At 46.4% G+C, this 15,066-nt stretch carries 14 protein-coding genes, 1 rRNA gene and 1 pseudogene; 11 read left to right on the top strand and 5 right to left on the bottom strand.

Annotated elements, in window-relative coordinates:
- Positions 1-19: 19 nt before the first annotated feature.
- Positions 20-2,605 carry a YfhO family protein gene (locus tag ACWJJX_RS16830; RefSeq protein ID WP_454023128.1) on the top strand — a complete coding sequence of 862 codons (2,586 nt, stop codon included), beginning with the start codon at positions 20-22 and terminating at the stop codon, positions 2,603-2,605.
- Here the strand turns inward: ACWJJX_RS16830 and ACWJJX_RS16825 are convergent.
- Positions 2,602-3,585 (bottom strand): metal-dependent hydrolase, encoded by a 984-nt coding sequence (locus ACWJJX_RS16825; protein WP_003155481.1) that lies wholly within the window; start codon positions 3,583-3,585, stop codon positions 2,602-2,604. The genes ACWJJX_RS16830 and ACWJJX_RS16825 overlap by 4 nt on opposite strands.
- Positions 3,586-3,810: 225 nt before the next feature.
- On the opposite strand from ACWJJX_RS16825, the gene mutY reads away from it, so the two are divergent.
- Positions 3,811-4,908, top strand: coding sequence for an A/G-specific adenine glycosylase (mutY, locus tag ACWJJX_RS16820; protein ID WP_252206737.1), 1,098 nt, complete (start codon positions 3,811-3,813; stop codon positions 4,906-4,908).
- Between the two features lie 6 nt (positions 4,909-4,914).
- On the opposite strand, the gene ACWJJX_RS16815 is transcribed toward mutY, so the two are convergent.
- Positions 4,915-5,139, bottom strand: a complete 225-nt coding sequence (locus ACWJJX_RS16815; protein ID WP_003155479.1) for a hypothetical protein — start codon at positions 5,137-5,139, stop codon at positions 4,915-4,917.
- 81 nt (positions 5,140-5,220) lie between these two features.
- Here ACWJJX_RS16815 and fabL point away from each other — a divergent pair, with 81 nt between their 5' ends.
- From fabL to ACWJJX_RS16790, 5 genes and pseudogenes are all read left to right on the top strand, one after another.
- On the top strand, positions 5,221-5,973 hold the full coding sequence (gene fabL / locus ACWJJX_RS16810) for an enoyl-[acyl-carrier-protein] reductase FabL (protein WP_003155478.1): 753 nt from the start codon (positions 5,221-5,223) through the stop codon (positions 5,971-5,973).
- 83 nt (positions 5,974-6,056) lie between these two features.
- Positions 6,057-6,209 (top strand): annotated as a pseudogene (locus tag ACWJJX_RS16805) (gamma-type small acid-soluble spore protein); the annotation flags it as partial.
- A 160-nt stretch (positions 6,210-6,369) separates the two neighbouring features.
- Positions 6,370-6,636, top strand: coding sequence for a YgaB family protein (locus ACWJJX_RS16800; RefSeq protein ID WP_102421933.1), 267 nt, complete (start codon positions 6,370-6,372; stop codon positions 6,634-6,636).
- Positions 6,637-6,771: 135 nt separating this feature from the next.
- Positions 6,772-7,302 (top strand): nucleoside tri-diphosphate phosphatase, encoded by a 531-nt coding sequence (ntdP, locus tag ACWJJX_RS16795; RefSeq protein WP_003155475.1) that lies wholly within the window; start codon positions 6,772-6,774, stop codon positions 7,300-7,302.
- 82 nt (positions 7,303-7,384) lie between these two features.
- Entirely contained in the window at positions 7,385-9,127 is a 1,743-nt protein-coding gene (locus ACWJJX_RS16790) for an ABC transporter ATP-binding protein (RefSeq protein ID WP_145956745.1), read from the top strand.
- 78 nt (positions 9,128-9,205) lie between these two features.
- Here ACWJJX_RS16790 and ACWJJX_RS16785 read toward each other — a convergent pair whose 3' ends face one another.
- Positions 9,206-10,270, bottom strand: coding sequence for an aromatic acid exporter family protein (locus ACWJJX_RS16785; protein ID WP_003155468.1), 1,065 nt, complete (start codon positions 10,268-10,270; stop codon positions 9,206-9,208).
- 210 nt (positions 10,271-10,480) lie between these two features.
- Positions 10,481-11,770, bottom strand: coding sequence for a glutamate-1-semialdehyde 2,1-aminomutase (locus ACWJJX_RS16780; RefSeq protein WP_007408567.1), 1,290 nt, complete (start codon positions 11,768-11,770; stop codon positions 10,481-10,483).
- A 157-nt stretch (positions 11,771-11,927) separates the two neighbouring features.
- On the opposite strand from ACWJJX_RS16780, the gene bcp reads away from it, so the two are divergent.
- Both bcp and perR read left to right on the top strand, forming a co-directional pair.
- Positions 11,928-12,401: a thioredoxin-dependent thiol peroxidase gene (bcp, locus tag ACWJJX_RS16775; protein WP_146283699.1), complete on the top strand. Its 474-nt coding sequence runs from the start codon at positions 11,928-11,930 to the stop codon at positions 12,399-12,401.
- A gap of 124 nt (positions 12,402-12,525) precedes the next feature.
- Positions 12,526-12,963: a peroxide-responsive transcriptional repressor PerR gene (gene perR, locus ACWJJX_RS16770; protein WP_003155465.1), complete on the top strand. Its 438-nt coding sequence runs from the start codon at positions 12,526-12,528 to the stop codon at positions 12,961-12,963.
- Positions 12,964-12,997: 34 nt separating this feature from the next.
- Here perR and ACWJJX_RS16765 read toward each other — a convergent pair whose 3' ends face one another.
- Complete coding sequence (locus ACWJJX_RS16765; protein ID WP_077721967.1) at positions 12,998-13,351, bottom strand: YgzB family protein; 354 nt, start codon at positions 13,349-13,351, stop codon at positions 12,998-13,000.
- 202 nt (positions 13,352-13,553) lie between these two features.
- Here ACWJJX_RS16765 and ACWJJX_RS16760 point away from each other — a divergent pair, with 202 nt between their 5' ends.
- Both ACWJJX_RS16760 and ACWJJX_RS16755 read left to right on the top strand, forming a co-directional pair.
- A complete protein-coding gene (locus ACWJJX_RS16760) occupies positions 13,554-14,438 on the top strand; it encodes a nucleotidyltransferase-like protein (protein ID WP_003155463.1) in 885 nt (294 codons plus the stop codon).
- Positions 14,439-14,730: 292 nt separating this feature from the next.
- Positions 14,731-15,066 (top strand): 16S ribosomal RNA (locus tag ACWJJX_RS16755); the annotation flags it as partial.

Here is a 15,066-nt window from a genome sequence, read left to right as displayed (position 1 = left end):
CAGGGTCTGGGGACGTTGTATGAAAAAAAATAAATGGATCTTGCCGGCAGCCTGTGTGCTGGCTGCGGCAGCCGCTCATATTTTTTTCTTAAAAGAGTGGTCGGCAGGCCGCTATATGACGGGGTCTGGAGACGGGATCGCCCAAATGGCGGTCTTCAAAAAGCTGCTGTTTGATCAATATATGAACGGCAGGCTGTTTTACAGCTATTCGTTCGGACTGGGCGGGGGAGTGTACAGTCAGCTCGGCTATTATTTCTCTACTTCTTTTCTATTCCTGTTTATCTCCGCCGCTGTCCGCTTTTTGCAGCTTATTCAGCTGACGGGTGAGGCTGATGCGCTGTTTTGGGCGCAGGCCTCCGTTTTTATCAGCATCGCCAAGCAGAGTTTTATCATATTCACGGCGGCGTGTGTGTTCCGCTATTTCGTCAAACGGACGGTGCCTGCTTTTGCCGGCGCCGTGTTGTACGGGGTCTCGATTATCTACTTCCGGCATGAGGTGTATTGGGACTTTTTCACTGACAGTATGGTGTGGCTGCCGCTGCTCGTGCTCGGCGCGGAAAAAATCATCAGGGAAAAAAAGCCGGCGTGGTTTATCTTCGCCTGTGCGCTGACATTGATCAACAACTTTTATTTTGCGTATATTAATCTGATTTTCATCGGCATTTACATCTTATTCAGATGGACCATTCATCTTGAAGACAATGAAGTCAAAAAGCTCACTCAATGCAGAATGTTTATTCTGTCAGGCCTGCTCGGCTTCGGCATAAGCGCAGTCTCCTTTATCCCTGTCGTATACGGATATCTTCATAATCTGCGGCCGCCGTATTCAGAGCAAATTGCATGGCTTGATTTTTCCGACAACATTTTATTTTCAAGCCGGATAATCATTCTGCCGGCGGTTTTTTTACTTTTTCTATTTACATTTTCTTTATATAAAAACCGGCTGTTCCGGCTGTTTGCGGGAATCAGTCTGCTGTACATTCTGTTTCACTTCAGTCCGTTTGCGGCAAGCGCCTTTAACGGTTTTTCAGCTCCGCAAAACAGGTTTGAATACGTCCTGTGCTTCACGATTGCGGGAACGGTTGCAGCAGGGCTTTCTAAGCTTTCAGACATCAGCATGAAGAGTATGCTGATATCCGCCGTACTCGCCGTTCTGCTCTATTGGAGCCAAGTGAGACGGTTCAGCCTGGATATTTCTGATCAGGCCAACCTGCCTATCCTGCTCCTTCTGGGGCTGACCATTGCCGCTTTCCTTGCAGCAAAGACAAGACTGAAAGGCGCGGTGCCCGCCGTCTATGCCGTCATTCTCTTGACGGCGGTGCTGACGGCTAATACATATGAAAAATATGCGTTATCAGAAGGCGGGAAGATTTATACGGTATCGCATACCTTTATGACGGGTCCTGACTATAAGGGCAAAGAACAAACAGAGCTTATTCAGCGTCTGAAAGAAAAAGACCCTGATCCGTTTGCCCGTTTAGATTGGATGAACGGTGTTTTCAATAACACCCCGATCATTTACGGGTTCAACGGATTCAGCGTATACTCAAGCATTCTGAACCGCAATCTGCTGTCCTTTTACTGGAACGATCTCCGGATTGATATGGGCAGAGAAAGCGTCAGCCGCTATGCGACATTAGGAAACAGGGCTAATTTATACAGCCTGCTTTACGGAAAATATTATATGACGGAAAAAACAAACGAGGCCGGCGTGCCGTACGGGTTCAAAAAAACCATGGAATCATCCCATTATGCGGTTTATCAAAATCAATATATGCTTCCGTTCGTACGGACAGCTGATCGCGTATATAACGAGGACGGTCTGAAAAAAGCGCCCGCCCTTGCCAGAGAACGGGCAATGCTTGACGGGATCATCACGGAATCAAGCACAGCCAACACGAAAAAAGCGCCTGAGGCGAAAAATATGATCCGTCAGGCAAAGGTAACGGCCGACCATGCGGATTATCAAGACGGCATCCTGACGGTAAACGAAGACGGCGGCGGCCTGATCATTACGCCGCAAGCCGCTAAGATGGACGGCGGCGATTATTACGTCAGCTTTTATTTGAAGAATAAAGCGAAGGACCAGGGCTTTACATTAAAAGTGAACGATTACACGACAACGAGAAAATCGAATCAATCCATTTACAAAACAGGTGTCAACGATCTTACTGTCAGAGTGCCGAAAACAAAAAATATCCAAATCCGTCTGCCGAAAGGATCGTATCAGCTTGACAGACTGGCGCTTTACGAAGAACGGTACGATACGCTGAAAAACGCATACCGAAAAGCGGAAAAAGAACCGCGGGCCGATCTCAGATGGCGCGGAAATACGCTTCATATCTCGTATGAAAACAAAACCCGCGCACCGTATATCATGCTTCCGATTTCATATGAAAAAGGCTGGGAGCTGAAGATAAACGGCAGAAAAGAACAGATTGAAAAAGCGGATTATTCCTTTATCGGATTTAAAGCGCAAAAAGGAAAAAACGATATTCAATTAACGTATTACCCGCCGTTTTTTAAACCCGCGGCCGCCCTATCGGTGATCAGTCTCGTGTTTGCCGCTATATATGTGAGAAGACAAAAAAAGCCCGGCTCTTAAACAGAGCCGAGCTTTAATTTTTTCTGCAGTTTTTCCTCGCTGAAAATCCAGCCCGTGTAGGAAGAGAGAAGCTCTAAATCATGACTGAGGTGGACGATGGCGACAAAAGGATAGTGGCCTTTGCTCCGGTAGCGCAAATCAATAAAGCGCACCTCATAATGATCTTTAAAAGTATCGACCTCCCACCTGTAAACGGGGGAAAATGAAAGAAAGGCTGCAATATTTTCGTCCTGTTTCGCGGCCTTCATCACGTCGGTTTCCGGAACGGGCACGCGGTTGAATGTATCCAATATCACGACATGGCCGTCAAGGCTTCTGCCGACATAAAAGGCATGCGCCGTCGTCACGGCGATACGCCACTGCCTGAATTTCATCGTCGGCGAAATAATGATGGTTTCAATCTCCTCTTCAATCATTTCGCGCAGCCTTCGCTTTATCCGCAGCTGCATCAAAAACCGGACGGCGTAATATCCTGCGAGGATGATATAAAGCATCAGAAATGTCACGCCCGGATGACCTCCGATATACCACACGGCAATCGCGGCCAAGTGGCTGACGAAAATAAACGGATCAAAGGTATTGATTAAACCGAGAGCGATCCATTTTCTCGAAAACGGACGGATGGCCTGTGTGCCGTACGCGTTAAAAATGTCAACAAACACATGCAAAACGACAGCCAGAAGCGTCCACAGCCACAGGTGCAAAAAGTTCGCTTCCGGATAAAACATAAACAAAATGCCCGGAATCAGAACGGACCAAAATAATACGGCGGGAATGGAGTGCGTGAATCCTCTATGATTTCGAATATAAACGGCATTATTTTTCAGCTTCAATATGGTATCAATATCAGGTGCCTGAGAGCCGGCAAGCGCGGCGATCATAACTGCCTGAGACATGGGGGTGTGCATGCCGACGGCAGGATCAAGAGTTGCGATTCCGCCAAGCGCGATACCCATGACAACGTGAGTGCCAGTATCCATTGTTGACCTCCTAGCAGGCGTTAAAAATCAGCCGCCCGCATATTTCGCATTATAAGATATTCCCCATTTTCTGTTTGCCCAATCATGGCGTTTATCCGCCGTTCTCATATGTTTCCGCTTTTTCTTTATCACTATTTAATGTAACATATTATCGTAACGTGCCCTTAGTTTACACCAAAATACAGTGTCAAGAAAAGCGGAACCCGAAACATCTGAGGAGAAGATATGAACGCACTTGAAGAAAAAATGAAACAAAAAGATATAGACAAATTTCGCGAGGACTTAATTACATGGTTCGAAAGAGAACAGAGAATTCTGCCGTGGAGAGAAAATCAGGACCCGTATCGGGTGTGGGTGTCAGAGGTGATGCTGCAGCAGACGCGCGTAGATACCGTCATTCCTTATTTCCGGCGGTTTGTTGAGCAATTTCCGACCGTTTCGGCGCTCGCTGAAGCCGATGAGGAAAAAGTGCTCAAAGCCTGGGAAGGGCTAGGTTATTACTCCCGTGTAAGAAATCTGCAAAGTGCCGTAAAAGAAGTGCATGAGCGGTACGGGGGAGTCGTCCCTGCCGGGGAAAAGGAATTTGGCGGACTGAAAGGCGTCGGCCCTTATACAAAAGGCGCCGTGCTCAGCATCGCATACAACAAACCGATTCCCGCCGTAGACGGCAATGTGATGCGTGTCATGTCGAGAATTCTTTCCATATGGGACGATATCGCAAAACCTAAAACCAGAACCATTTTCGAACAGGCGGTATCCGCTTTCATTTCTCATGAAAAACCATCTGAATTCAATCAGGGTTTAATGGAGCTCGGCGCGATCATCTGCACCCCGAAATCGCCGTCATGCCTGCTTTGCCCCGTACAAAAGCACTGTTCGGCATTTGCGGAAGGGACAGAGCGGGAGCTGCCCGTTAAAAGCAAAAAGAAAAAGCCCGGAATAAAAACAATGGCAGCCGTTGTGCTGACAGACGACCAAGGCGATGTCTATATTCATAAACGGCCGCCAAAAGGCTTGCTCGCCAACCTGTGGGAGTTTCCGAATACCGAAACCCAGAAAGGAATCAAAACCGAAAGAGAGCAGCTTGAAGCCTATTTAGAAAAAGAGATGGGAATAACCGCTGAAATCGGGGAGCTGGAAGGCATCGTAGAACATGTTTTCACCCATCTCGTCTGGAATATTTCGGTCTTTTTCGGTAAAGTAAAACAAGTGTCGGATACAACGGAATTCATACGGGTCACAAAAGAGGAGCTCAAGGAATACGCATTTCCCGTTTCCCATCAAAAGATATGGAAAATGGCGGAAGAAAGCGGCCGCCTGTAAAAAGCGTCAGTCATAGCTGACGCGAGTGCCGTGGCCGTAATCCGCTTCATTCCGTTTCAGTCCGCCGCGGGCTTCGATTTCCTGAATCAGTTCCCGGTATTTGGACTGGCCTTCTTCGTTTAAATACGGCATAATTTGCTGGAAGGCATGATGGAAATAGGCGAGCTCTGAATCTCTCCAATCTTGTTTGGGCATCATGGCCAATTCGCCCATATCACGTCCGACATACATATAAAAGACCCCTTTCAACACATATTGCTTTTATTGTTTGTTGAATGAAAAGAACTATACACAGCAAGGAGCTGAGGAAAAATGGAACAAAATAAATGCGCACTGATCACGGGAAGCAGCCGAGGCGTCGGGAAAGCAGCCGCCATCAGACTCGCGGAAAAAGGATACAATATCGTCATCAATTACGCCCGCAGTAAAAAAGCGGCATTAGAAACCGCCGAAGAAATTGAAAAACTCGGCGTTAAAACGCTCGTCATTAAAGCCAATGTCGGCCAGCCGGCAAAAATCAAAGACATGTTCCGCCAGATTGACGAAACATTCGGCAGACTGGACGTGTTCGTCAATAATGCGGCTTCAGGCGTGCTGAGACCGGTTATGGAACTCGAAGAAACACACTGGGACTGGACGATGAATATCAACGCGAAAGCATTGCTTTTCTGCGCCCAGGAAGCGGCAAAGATGATGGAGAAAAACGGAGGCGGCCACATCGTCAGCATCAGCTCGCTCGGCAGCATCCGCTATCTTGAAAACTATACGACGGTCGGTGTCTCAAAAGCCGCTTTAGAATCGTTAACCCGTTATCTGGCGGTTGAGCTTTCTCCGAAAAACATCATCGTAAACGCGGTGTCAGGCGGAGCGATTGATACGGACGCGCTGAAGCATTTCCCTAACAGAGATGAACTGCTGGAAGATGCCCGCCAAAATACGCCGGCCGGCAGAATGGTCGAGATTAAAGATATGATCGACACGGTGGAGTTTTTAGTTTCTTCAAAAGCGGACATGATCCGCGGCCAGACCATCATTATTGACGGCGGACGCTCTCTGCTCGTATAAGTTTTAAAAAAGATGAATAGCCTTATCGTCTCCTGCGCATTCTAAAGTGCGTGGAGGTGATAACAATGGCAAACTCAAAATACAGCAAAACAGACGTTCAGCAGGTGAAAAAACAAAACCAGCAATCAGCTTCCGGTCAGGGTCAATACGGCACTGAATTCGGCAGTGAAACTGATGCGCAGCAGGTTAGAAAGCAAAACCAATCTGCTGAACAAAACAAACAGCAAAACAGCTAATCACTGAAACGAAAAAGCACTTCATCTTCGGATGGAAGTGCTTTTTTCTGTTGCCAAAACGACAAAACTTGTGATTCCTCTACAGAATGAGTCAAAGGGTTTTCCGGCGTAAAATCGAAATGGTAAGGAGTATCAACCTAAAAGCCTAAGGAGGAACCCGATGTCAGAGTTTGAAAAGCTTGTAAGTGAACAGATGAAAATCATGGATCAGCTTCTCGAGCTGCAGTCAGAACTTGACCGCTGCCGGCAGGTGGAAGCGGAACTCATCAGTCTGGAAAGAGATGCAAAGCTGAACAATGTACAGGACGAAATTGCGACAAAGCGAAAAGACCTGGCCGGCATACAGGAGTTATTCCAAAGGCAGACAGAGCAAGTCATCCAGTCTTATCGCAGCACGGAAAAGCCGTCTTCCTATGTGCAGAAATGAATGTGCCATTCCGGAAGCGGAGTGGTTCTTTTATTTTCATTTTTTAATTCGTAACGTTATAATAGTGAAAAGACTTGTCGGAAAGCAATTGCGGCTGCATTGACTGCAGGGCTTTACAGAAAGTAGGGGAGAAATATGGGATATCCCAAGGAAGGAGAAACCATTCAAATTCACAGCTATAAGCATAACGGGCTGCTTCATCGAATTTGGAATGAAACGACGATTTTAAAAAGTACGGAATTGTGTATCATCGGAGCTAACGACCGGACAATGGTGACGGAATCCGACGGACGGACGTGGGTGACGAGAGAACCGGCGATCTGCTACTTTCATGCCCGTCAGTGGTTTAACGTCATCGGAATGCTGAGAGATGACGGGGTACACTATTATTGCAACATCAGCTCGCCGTTCGCTTATGACGGAGAGGCCATCAAATATATTGATTACGATTTGGATGTCAAGGTGTTTCCGGATATGACATATAACATTCTTGACGAGGATGAATACGATGACCACCGCAAATCAATGAATTACCCTAAAGAGATCGACAGCATTCTGAAGGAGTATCTGAATACGCTGCTGCACTGGATTCATCAGCGGAAAGGACCGTTTGCTCCGGAATTTGTAGATATGTGGTATGAACGGTATCTGCGCTATACAAAATAAAGAATACAATAAAAAACCTGTTGGGGTGTCAACAGGTTTTTCACATGGGCTCACACGCCTTAAAGAGAGAGGGGGATAAAGTGTGGGCGTAATCAGACGCTATATGCAATTTGTAAAACCTTATAAAAAACAAATTTTTATCACAGTGTTAATCGGCATTATAAAATTCTCCATCCCGCTGGCTCTCCCGCTTCTGTTAAAATACGTGGTCGATGACATTATTCAAGGGAGCGGAACGGCAAGCGCTAAAACATCATCGCTATTCACGATAATGGGCATCATGTTCGTGCTGTTTTTAATTCTGCGTCCCCCGGTAGAGTACTATCGGCAATACTTCGCGCAATGGACGGGCAGCCGGGTGCTCTACGATATCAGGGGGGTATTGTTCGATCATATTCAAAAATTGAGCCTGAGGTTTTATGCAAACACGAGAACGGGCGAAGTCATTTCCCGGGTGATAAATGATGTCGAACAGACAAAAGACTTTGTCATAACGGGACTGATGAATATCTGGCTTGATATGATGACGGTGCTGATCGTCATCTGTATTATGTTTACACTCGATGTCAAGCTGACATTGATATCTGTCATTTTGTTTCCGTTATACGGAATTTCAGTGAAATACTTTTACGGCCGCCTCCGAAAACTGACACGTGAGCGTTCTCAGGCACTCGCCCAAGTTCAGGGACATTTGCACGAAAGAGTTCAGGGGATGCCCGTTATCAGAAGTTTCGCCATTGAAGATTATGAACAAGCCAATTTTGATGAAAAAAACGGACATTTTCTGGACAAAGCGATCCGTCATACGAATTGGAACGCGAAAACGTTCGCGGTCGTGAACACCATTACGGATTTGGCGCCGCTGCTCGTTATCGCATTTGCGGGTTATTTTGTCATAAACGGCCCGCTGACGGTAGGGACGATGGTTGCGTTCGTCGGCTATATTGACAGAATGTACAATCCGGTCAGAAGATTGATCAACTCATCGACGACGCTGACCCAGTCGATCGCTTCAATGGACCGCATATTTGAATTTATCGACGAGCCGTATGAACTGACTGATAAACCGAATGCACTAAAAGCTGACGGCATTAAGGGCGAAGTTGAATTCCGAAATGTCTCGTTCCGTTATGAGGAAGGAAAAGAAACGATTTTGCAGGACGTTTCCTTAAAGGTGACAAAAGGGGAAACCGTCGCGCTCGTCGGGATGAGCGGCGGCGGAAAATCGACGCTTGTCAGCCTCATACCGCGTTTTTATGATGTATCCGGCGGCAGCCTGCTGATTGACGGCACAGATATTCGCGATTATGAAGCGAGAAGCCTCCGCAATCAAGTCGGAATGGTGCTTCAGGATACGTTTCTGTTCAGTGAGACGATTCGTGAAAATATCGCCATCGGTAAACCGGGAGCGTCTCTGGATGAGGTGGTTGCGGCTGCGAAAGCGGCAAATGCCCATGAATTTATTATGAACTTCCCCGAAGGCTACGAAACCAAAGTCGGCGAACGGGGCGTCAAATTGTCAGGCGGGCAGAAGCAGCGGATTTCGATCGCCCGTGTATTCTTAAAAAATCCGCCGCTGCTGATTTTGGATGAAGCGACATCGGCTCTTGATCTTGAAAGTGAACACTACATTCAGGAAGCGATGGAAAAGCTTGCGAAAAACCGGACGACTTTTATCGTCGCCCACAGGCTGTCCACGATTACCCACGCGGATAAAATTGTCGTCATGGAAAACGGCGCCGTCGTCGAAACCGGCACGCACGAGGAATTAATGGCCCGAGGCGGCCAGTACAGACACTTATTTACGATTCAGAATTTGAACTGATACAAAAACGTATGCCGTCCGAATGGGCGGCATACGTTTTTTTGAATGCAAAAAAACCCGGTTTACGGAAGCACCGGGTTACTCTTCGTCTGTTTCTAATTCGCTGTCTTTCGGGTGGTATGTCTGAAAACTCGTAATTAATGTATCGAGATGCTCCAGCTGCTCGCGGTATTCCGCAACCGCAGCCATAATGCTGAGCATATTGTAATCAAGCAGTTCATCCTCGCAGTTCTGCTGATTTTTCAAGAAAGACTTCGTCAAAAGCTGTTTATATCTTATGCTTTCTTCAGCATCGTCATCATGCGGTTTGATCTTGCCGACCGTCCGCATCAGAATCCTTTCGTGCCAATGAAGCAGATAATCAATTTCTTCTGTCAGCGTCTCCTGAAATTCCTCCGGCATATGATAAATCTCGTTTTCATAGCGGTGCAGCTTTTTCAGCGTATCAAGCGCCCGATTTGCCGTAATAATCGCCTGTCTGAATAAAACAAGCTTGCGCGACTTTACATACGTCGTTTTCTTAAAGTAGCTTCTCTCCTCTTTATAAAGAAGGTACGTATGATCAAGCTTCATCATTTTTTCCTTCAGCTTCTCAATATCCTCTTTCAATATCGAGTGTTCCGTGGACTGACGCATCGTCAGCCTGATCCATTTCATGATCTCATCGGTATATTCAACCGTATGATGAGTCAGCTTCGTTTCGTATTTCGGCGGAAGAAACACAAGGTTCACAATAAAAGAAGACAGCACGCCTAAAATAACGGTGCTTGTTCGTATCAGAGCGAACGTCAGGAAGCTGTTTCCCGGTGTTTCTAAAATCGCGATAACCGTCACGAGCGCAATCGAAATGGTGTGTTCAATTTTCAGTTTTAACATGATCGTGATGACAATCACTGCGGTCAATCCGATCATAATCGGACTCGGTCCGAAAATCAGTCCGAATACCGTAGCGATGACAGCGCCGATGATATTTGCCTGAACCTGATCAATAATGATAAGAAAAGACCTGTAAATAGAGGGCTGTATGGCAAATATAGCTGCAATCCCGGCAAAGATCGGCGACGGAAGTCCGATCCATGATGCTAAGTAGAGCGCGAGCGTAATCGCAATCCCTGTTTTAAAAATGCGGGCACCAAGTTTCATTGGTTTGTGCGTGCATTCCTTTCTCTAATAAATTATGTGCCGAACGAACGGCTGACACTTACATTTCCCTGTCGGCTGATTTGCTAAACAATAAAGTAATATACAGGGATCATACCAATTATTCAAGGGTCTTTTTTTGAAAAAACCATTATCTCACAAATCGGACAAAAAGAAAAAGCGGAAGCCCCGGGCTCCCGCTTGTTTCAGCAGTTATTTTTTCATATGTCTGAACGCATCTTCAACGGCTTGTAAAGTGGCGTCGATATCCTCTTCAGTATGTGCGGTTGTGATAAACCAAGCTTCATACTTCGATGGAGCGAGATTGATCCCGCGCTCAAGCATCAGCTTGAAGAACTTGGCGAATGCTTCTCCGTCCGTATTTTCCGCCTGCTCGTAATTGACGATCTTTTCATCAGTGAAGTAAACCGTGAGCGCGCCTTTTAAACGGTTGACGGTGATGGTAATGCCATGTGTCTCCGCATGGGCGAGAATGCCCTGCTCAAGTCTGGCGCCGAGCTCATCAAGCCGCTCGTAAACGCCTTCTTCCTTCAGCACTTCCAGGCAGGCGATGCCTGATAGGATAGATGCCGGGTTTCCGGCCATCGTGCCGGCTTGATATGCCGGGCCGAGCGGAGCAACCTGCTCCATGATCTCTTTTTTACCTCCGTAAGCGCCGATCGGCAAGCCGCCCCCGATAATTTTACCGAGCGCCGTTAAATCAGGCTTCACTTGAAGAAGATCCTGCGCGCCTCCGTACATAAAACGGAACGCCGTGATCACTTCATCATAAATGACGAGCGCGCCCGCTTTATGGGTCAACTCATTTACCTGTTCTAAAAATCCTTCTTCAGGTTCAACGATGCCGAAGTTGCCGACGATCGGCTCGACGAGAACCGCTGCAATTTCTGAACCCCATTTATCCAGCGCGGCTTTGTAGCTTTCAATGTCATTGAAAGGAACGGTAATCACCTCATTGGCGATGCTTTTCGGCACGCCGGCGGAATCAGGGGTGCCGAGCGTAGACGGGCCGGAACCCGCAGCGACAAGTACGAGATCAGAATGGCCGTGATAGCAGCCGGCGAATTTAATGATTTTTGTGCGGCCTGTATAAGCGCGTGCAACCCGGATCGTTGTCATCACCGCTTCAGTGCCTGAGTTTACGAATCGTACTTTATCAAGTGAAGGAATGGCCTCCTTCAGCATTTTGGCGAAAGTGACCTCATGTTTGGTCGGCGTCCCGTACAGCACGCCGTTTTCAGCCGCTGTTTTAATCGCTTCAGTAATATGCGGATGGGCATGTCCGGTAATAATCGGGCCGTAAGCCGCTAAATAATCGATATACTGATTCCCGTCTACATCCCAGAAATAAGCGCCGTTCGCTTTTTCCATCGCAACGGGTGAACCGCCGCCTACCGCTTTATAGGATCTGGACGGGCTGTTCACACCCCCGACGATATGCTCTAACGCTTCCTTATGAAGTTCAACTGATTTTGTATACAAAAAATGACCCTCCTAATATCTCCTTACATCATGTTCTATTGTAGCATGCTTCATTGCGAGCACAACGGTTCATGCTTCCAGAAAAGAGCGGGGGGATAACGGTTGTAATCTTAACGTGAATTGGATACGCTTAATAAAAAACCCGGAGGTATAAGAAATGACGATTGAAATCGGACAAACAGCACCGGATATGAAATTAGTGAATGACAGCGGGGATGAAGTAGCACTGACGGATTTTAAAGGGAAGTACGTCGTTCTCTATTTTTATCCGAAAGACATGACACCCGGATGCACGACGGAAGCATGTGATTTCCGTGATCAGCACGAAAGTTTCGCGGGACTTGATGCGGTTATCATCGGAGTAAGCACTGACAGCCGTGATAAACATGAAAAATTTAAGCAAAAACACGATCTTCCTTTCCAGCTCCTCGTTGATGATGAGCACAAACTGGCGGAAGCTTTTGATGTGTGGAAGCTGAAGAAGAATTTTGGGAAAGAATATATGGGTATCGAGCGATCCACTTTTTTGTTAGACAAAGAAGGCCGTCTTGTGAAGGAGTGGAGAAAGGTAAAAGTGAAAGATCACGTTGCCGAGGCGCTTCGCGAATTGGAACAAATTGCGTCTAATTAATGGACAAATGCTGAACTCACGGGGTTTTCTTCAGATTACATTTGACAGGAGACCGGAAAAAGATGTACACTAATTATAAACATTATAAAGTAAGAATCTTTTTTAGAAGAGAGGTGCATGACGGATGGCTGCACATGAATTAAAAGAAGCCTTAGACACGTTGAAGGATACGGGAGTCCGGATTACTCCTCAACGTCATGCCATTCTGGAATATCTCGTGGATTCTATGGCACATCCGACAGCGGACGATATATATAAAGCCTTGGAAGGGAAATTCCCTAATATGAGTGTTGCGACAGTGTATAACAATTTGCGTGTATTCCGGGAAGCGGGGCTTGTAAAGGAACTGACGTACGGAGATGCGTCCAGCAGATTTGACTTTGTCACCTCTGACCATTATCACGCCATTTGTGAAAGCTGCGGAAAAATCGTGGACTTCCATTATCCCGGGCTTGACGAAGTGGAACAGCTTGCTGCTCACGTCACAGGGTTTAAGGTAAGCCACCACCGTTTGGAGATTTACGGCGTCTGCCAAGAATGTTCCAAAAAAGAAAACCACTAAACGAAGCTGACCGCTTTGATACGGTCAGCTTCGTTTATTTTACACTGTTTTTTCTGTTATAAGACTCATCGAACGCTTTGCCTTCCAATCCTTTATCCAATGTAAGCGGCTCTCTGCAATGCATGCACATATCCACTCTGCCCAGAATCTTCGTTTCTTTCTCGCAAGCGGGGCACATCACCCGGATCGCTTTTGTGGACAGCATGCCGATCCAAAAATAAACGGCGGTGCTGAGTCCGATCGACAGCAGGCCGAGAATCATAAACAAGCTGGCAAGCAAAACAGACTGCTTAAAGAACAGCCCGATGTACATAATGATAAACCCAACGAAAACCAAACTTAACGCAAACGTTCTGATCTTATTAATTTTGCTTGAGTATTTCGCCATGTCCATCCCCCTCTCGTTTAACTATAGCACAAAACAGATGGCATATTCTTCATGTTTTCGTAAGAAAAGGGAAGAATAAATATGGCACCTGAAAGGAAATTTGTTATAATAGTGCAATGTGTTTAGAAAAAAGGACTTTCATGTTTTATCATAGAAATGTAGAAACAATAGCTAGTGAAACAATCGCATTGGAGGAATCGTAATGGACAATCTTCTCCGTCCAATTTACCAAGAAAGAGCAAGTCATCCCGATACGCTGGCCGTCCTTATGATTGAGAGAAGGAGTAAAGCATCATCCATCACGGATAACTTTGATGCGGTCATGCTTGTCATTGTCAAACAGGCTGATGAACCTCTTTTTATAAAGCATTATGAATTCGAACACAAAACCGCTTCTTTACATATTGTAACGGATGCTCTGCTTCAGGAATGGATTCTGCTTGGGACAAATAGAAGAGTCATAGATTGGATCATCAACGGTAAAGTGCTGTTTGACCGCAATGAATATATATCTGAACTCAATGACCGGCTCAGCACTTTTCCTTTCGCCGAGCGGAAATTAAAGATCGGAATGGAATACGGCAAGCTGATCAGAAGATTTGTAGAAGGAAAAGCGTTTTTTGAAGCTGATCATTTTCTGGATGCATATTATGCGGTAGTGCACGCTCTTCACCACTTGGCCCGCATAGAAGTGATTGACCGGGGGTTTTATCCCGAAACGACAGTCTGGAACCAGGTCCGTCACATTGAGCCGCAGGTATATAAGCTATATTCCGAACTTGTCGAGAGTCACGAAAGCTTGGAGAAAAGGCTTGAATTATTATTCTTAGCAAATGATTTTCTCATCCATTCAAAAGCTGAAATCGGTTCTGCGCACCTTTTTCAAGTGATGAAAGAAAAAGAAATGTGGCAGTTTGGAGAATTGCTTCAGCACCCTGAACTGGTGCACTTCACCCAAGATCTCGGTGTCATGCTTGATTACCTGACGGAAAAAGGCTTTGTTGAAGTATCTCAAATAGAGACCAAAGGGCAGGAAGTATATCATCGAGGATATTCTTTCAAAAAAAGTGTTGACGCTGAATCATAGGCATGGTATATTATTAAACGTCGCTGATGCGCTTCACCAAAAAGCTCACAGCGGCGGAGAAATAAAAACAAAAAACATTTGACAGCAAAACGCTGAAATGTTATACTGAAAAAGTCGCCTCGAGATGAGGTTGAGATGATCTTTGAAAACTAAACAAGACAAAACGTACCTGTTAATTCAAAGTTTTAAATAAATCGCACAGCGATGTGCGTAGTCAGTCAAACTAAGGTCTGCATGATGCAGATCACACAGACGTTACTGCAGGATGCAGTGAACTTAGTCTGTGATCCATTTATCGGAGAGTTTGATCCTGGCTCAGGACGAACGCTGGCGGCGTGCCTAATACATGCAAGTCGAGCGGACAGATGGGAGCTTGCTCCCTGATGTTAGCGGCGGACGGGTGAGTAACACGTGGGTAACCTGCCTGTAAGACTGGGATAACTCCGGGAAACCGGGGCTAATACCGGATGGTTGTTTGAACCGCATGCTTCAGACATAAAAGGTGGCTTCGGCTACCACTTACAGATGGACCCGCGGCGCATTAGCTAGTTGGTGAGGTAACGGCTCACCAAGGCAACGATGCGTAGCCGACCTGAGAGGGTGATCGGCCACACTGGGACTGAGACAC

The organism is Bacillus sp. YH3-2-B2 (genome assembly GCF_053663335.1).
Note: the sequence above shows the minus strand (reverse complement) of the source record. Positions and strands in the feature narration are given on the sequence as shown.

Excerpts from the sequence above, each read along its gene's own strand:
- ACWJJX_RS16800 (WP_102421933.1), top strand. The coding sequence starts at position 6,370 with ATGTCAGAGTTTGAAAAGCTTGTAAGTGAACAGATGAAAATCATGGAT.
- perR (WP_003155465.1), top strand. The coding sequence starts at position 12,526 with ATGGCTGCACATGAATTAAAAGAAGCCTTAGACACGTTGAAGGATACG.
- mutY (WP_252206737.1), top strand. The coding sequence starts at position 3,811 with ATGAACGCACTTGAAGAAAAAATGAAACAAAAAGATATAGACAAATTT.
- ACWJJX_RS16830 (WP_454023128.1), top strand. The coding sequence starts at position 20 with ATGAAAAAAAATAAATGGATCTTGCCGGCAGCCTGTGTGCTGGCTGCG.
- fabL (WP_003155478.1), top strand. The coding sequence starts at position 5,221 with ATGGAACAAAATAAATGCGCACTGATCACGGGAAGCAGCCGAGGCGTC.
- bcp (WP_146283699.1), top strand. The coding sequence starts at position 11,928 with ATGACGATTGAAATCGGACAAACAGCACCGGATATGAAATTAGTGAAT.
- ACWJJX_RS16815 (WP_003155479.1), bottom strand. The coding sequence starts at position 5,139 with ATGTATGTCGGACGTGATATGGGCGAATTGGCCATGATGCCCAAACAA.
- ACWJJX_RS16825 (WP_003155481.1), bottom strand. The coding sequence starts at position 3,585 with ATGGATACTGGCACTCACGTTGTCATGGGTATCGCGCTTGGCGGAATC.
- ntdP (WP_003155475.1), top strand. The coding sequence starts at position 6,772 with ATGGGATATCCCAAGGAAGGAGAAACCATTCAAATTCACAGCTATAAG.
- ACWJJX_RS16785 (WP_003155468.1), bottom strand. The coding sequence starts at position 10,270 with ATGAAACTTGGTGCCCGCATTTTTAAAACAGGGATTGCGATTACGCTC.
- ACWJJX_RS16765 (WP_077721967.1), bottom strand. The coding sequence starts at position 13,351 with ATGGCGAAATACTCAAGCAAAATTAATAAGATCAGAACGTTTGCGTTA.
- ACWJJX_RS16760 (WP_003155463.1), top strand. The coding sequence starts at position 13,554 with ATGGACAATCTTCTCCGTCCAATTTACCAAGAAAGAGCAAGTCATCCC.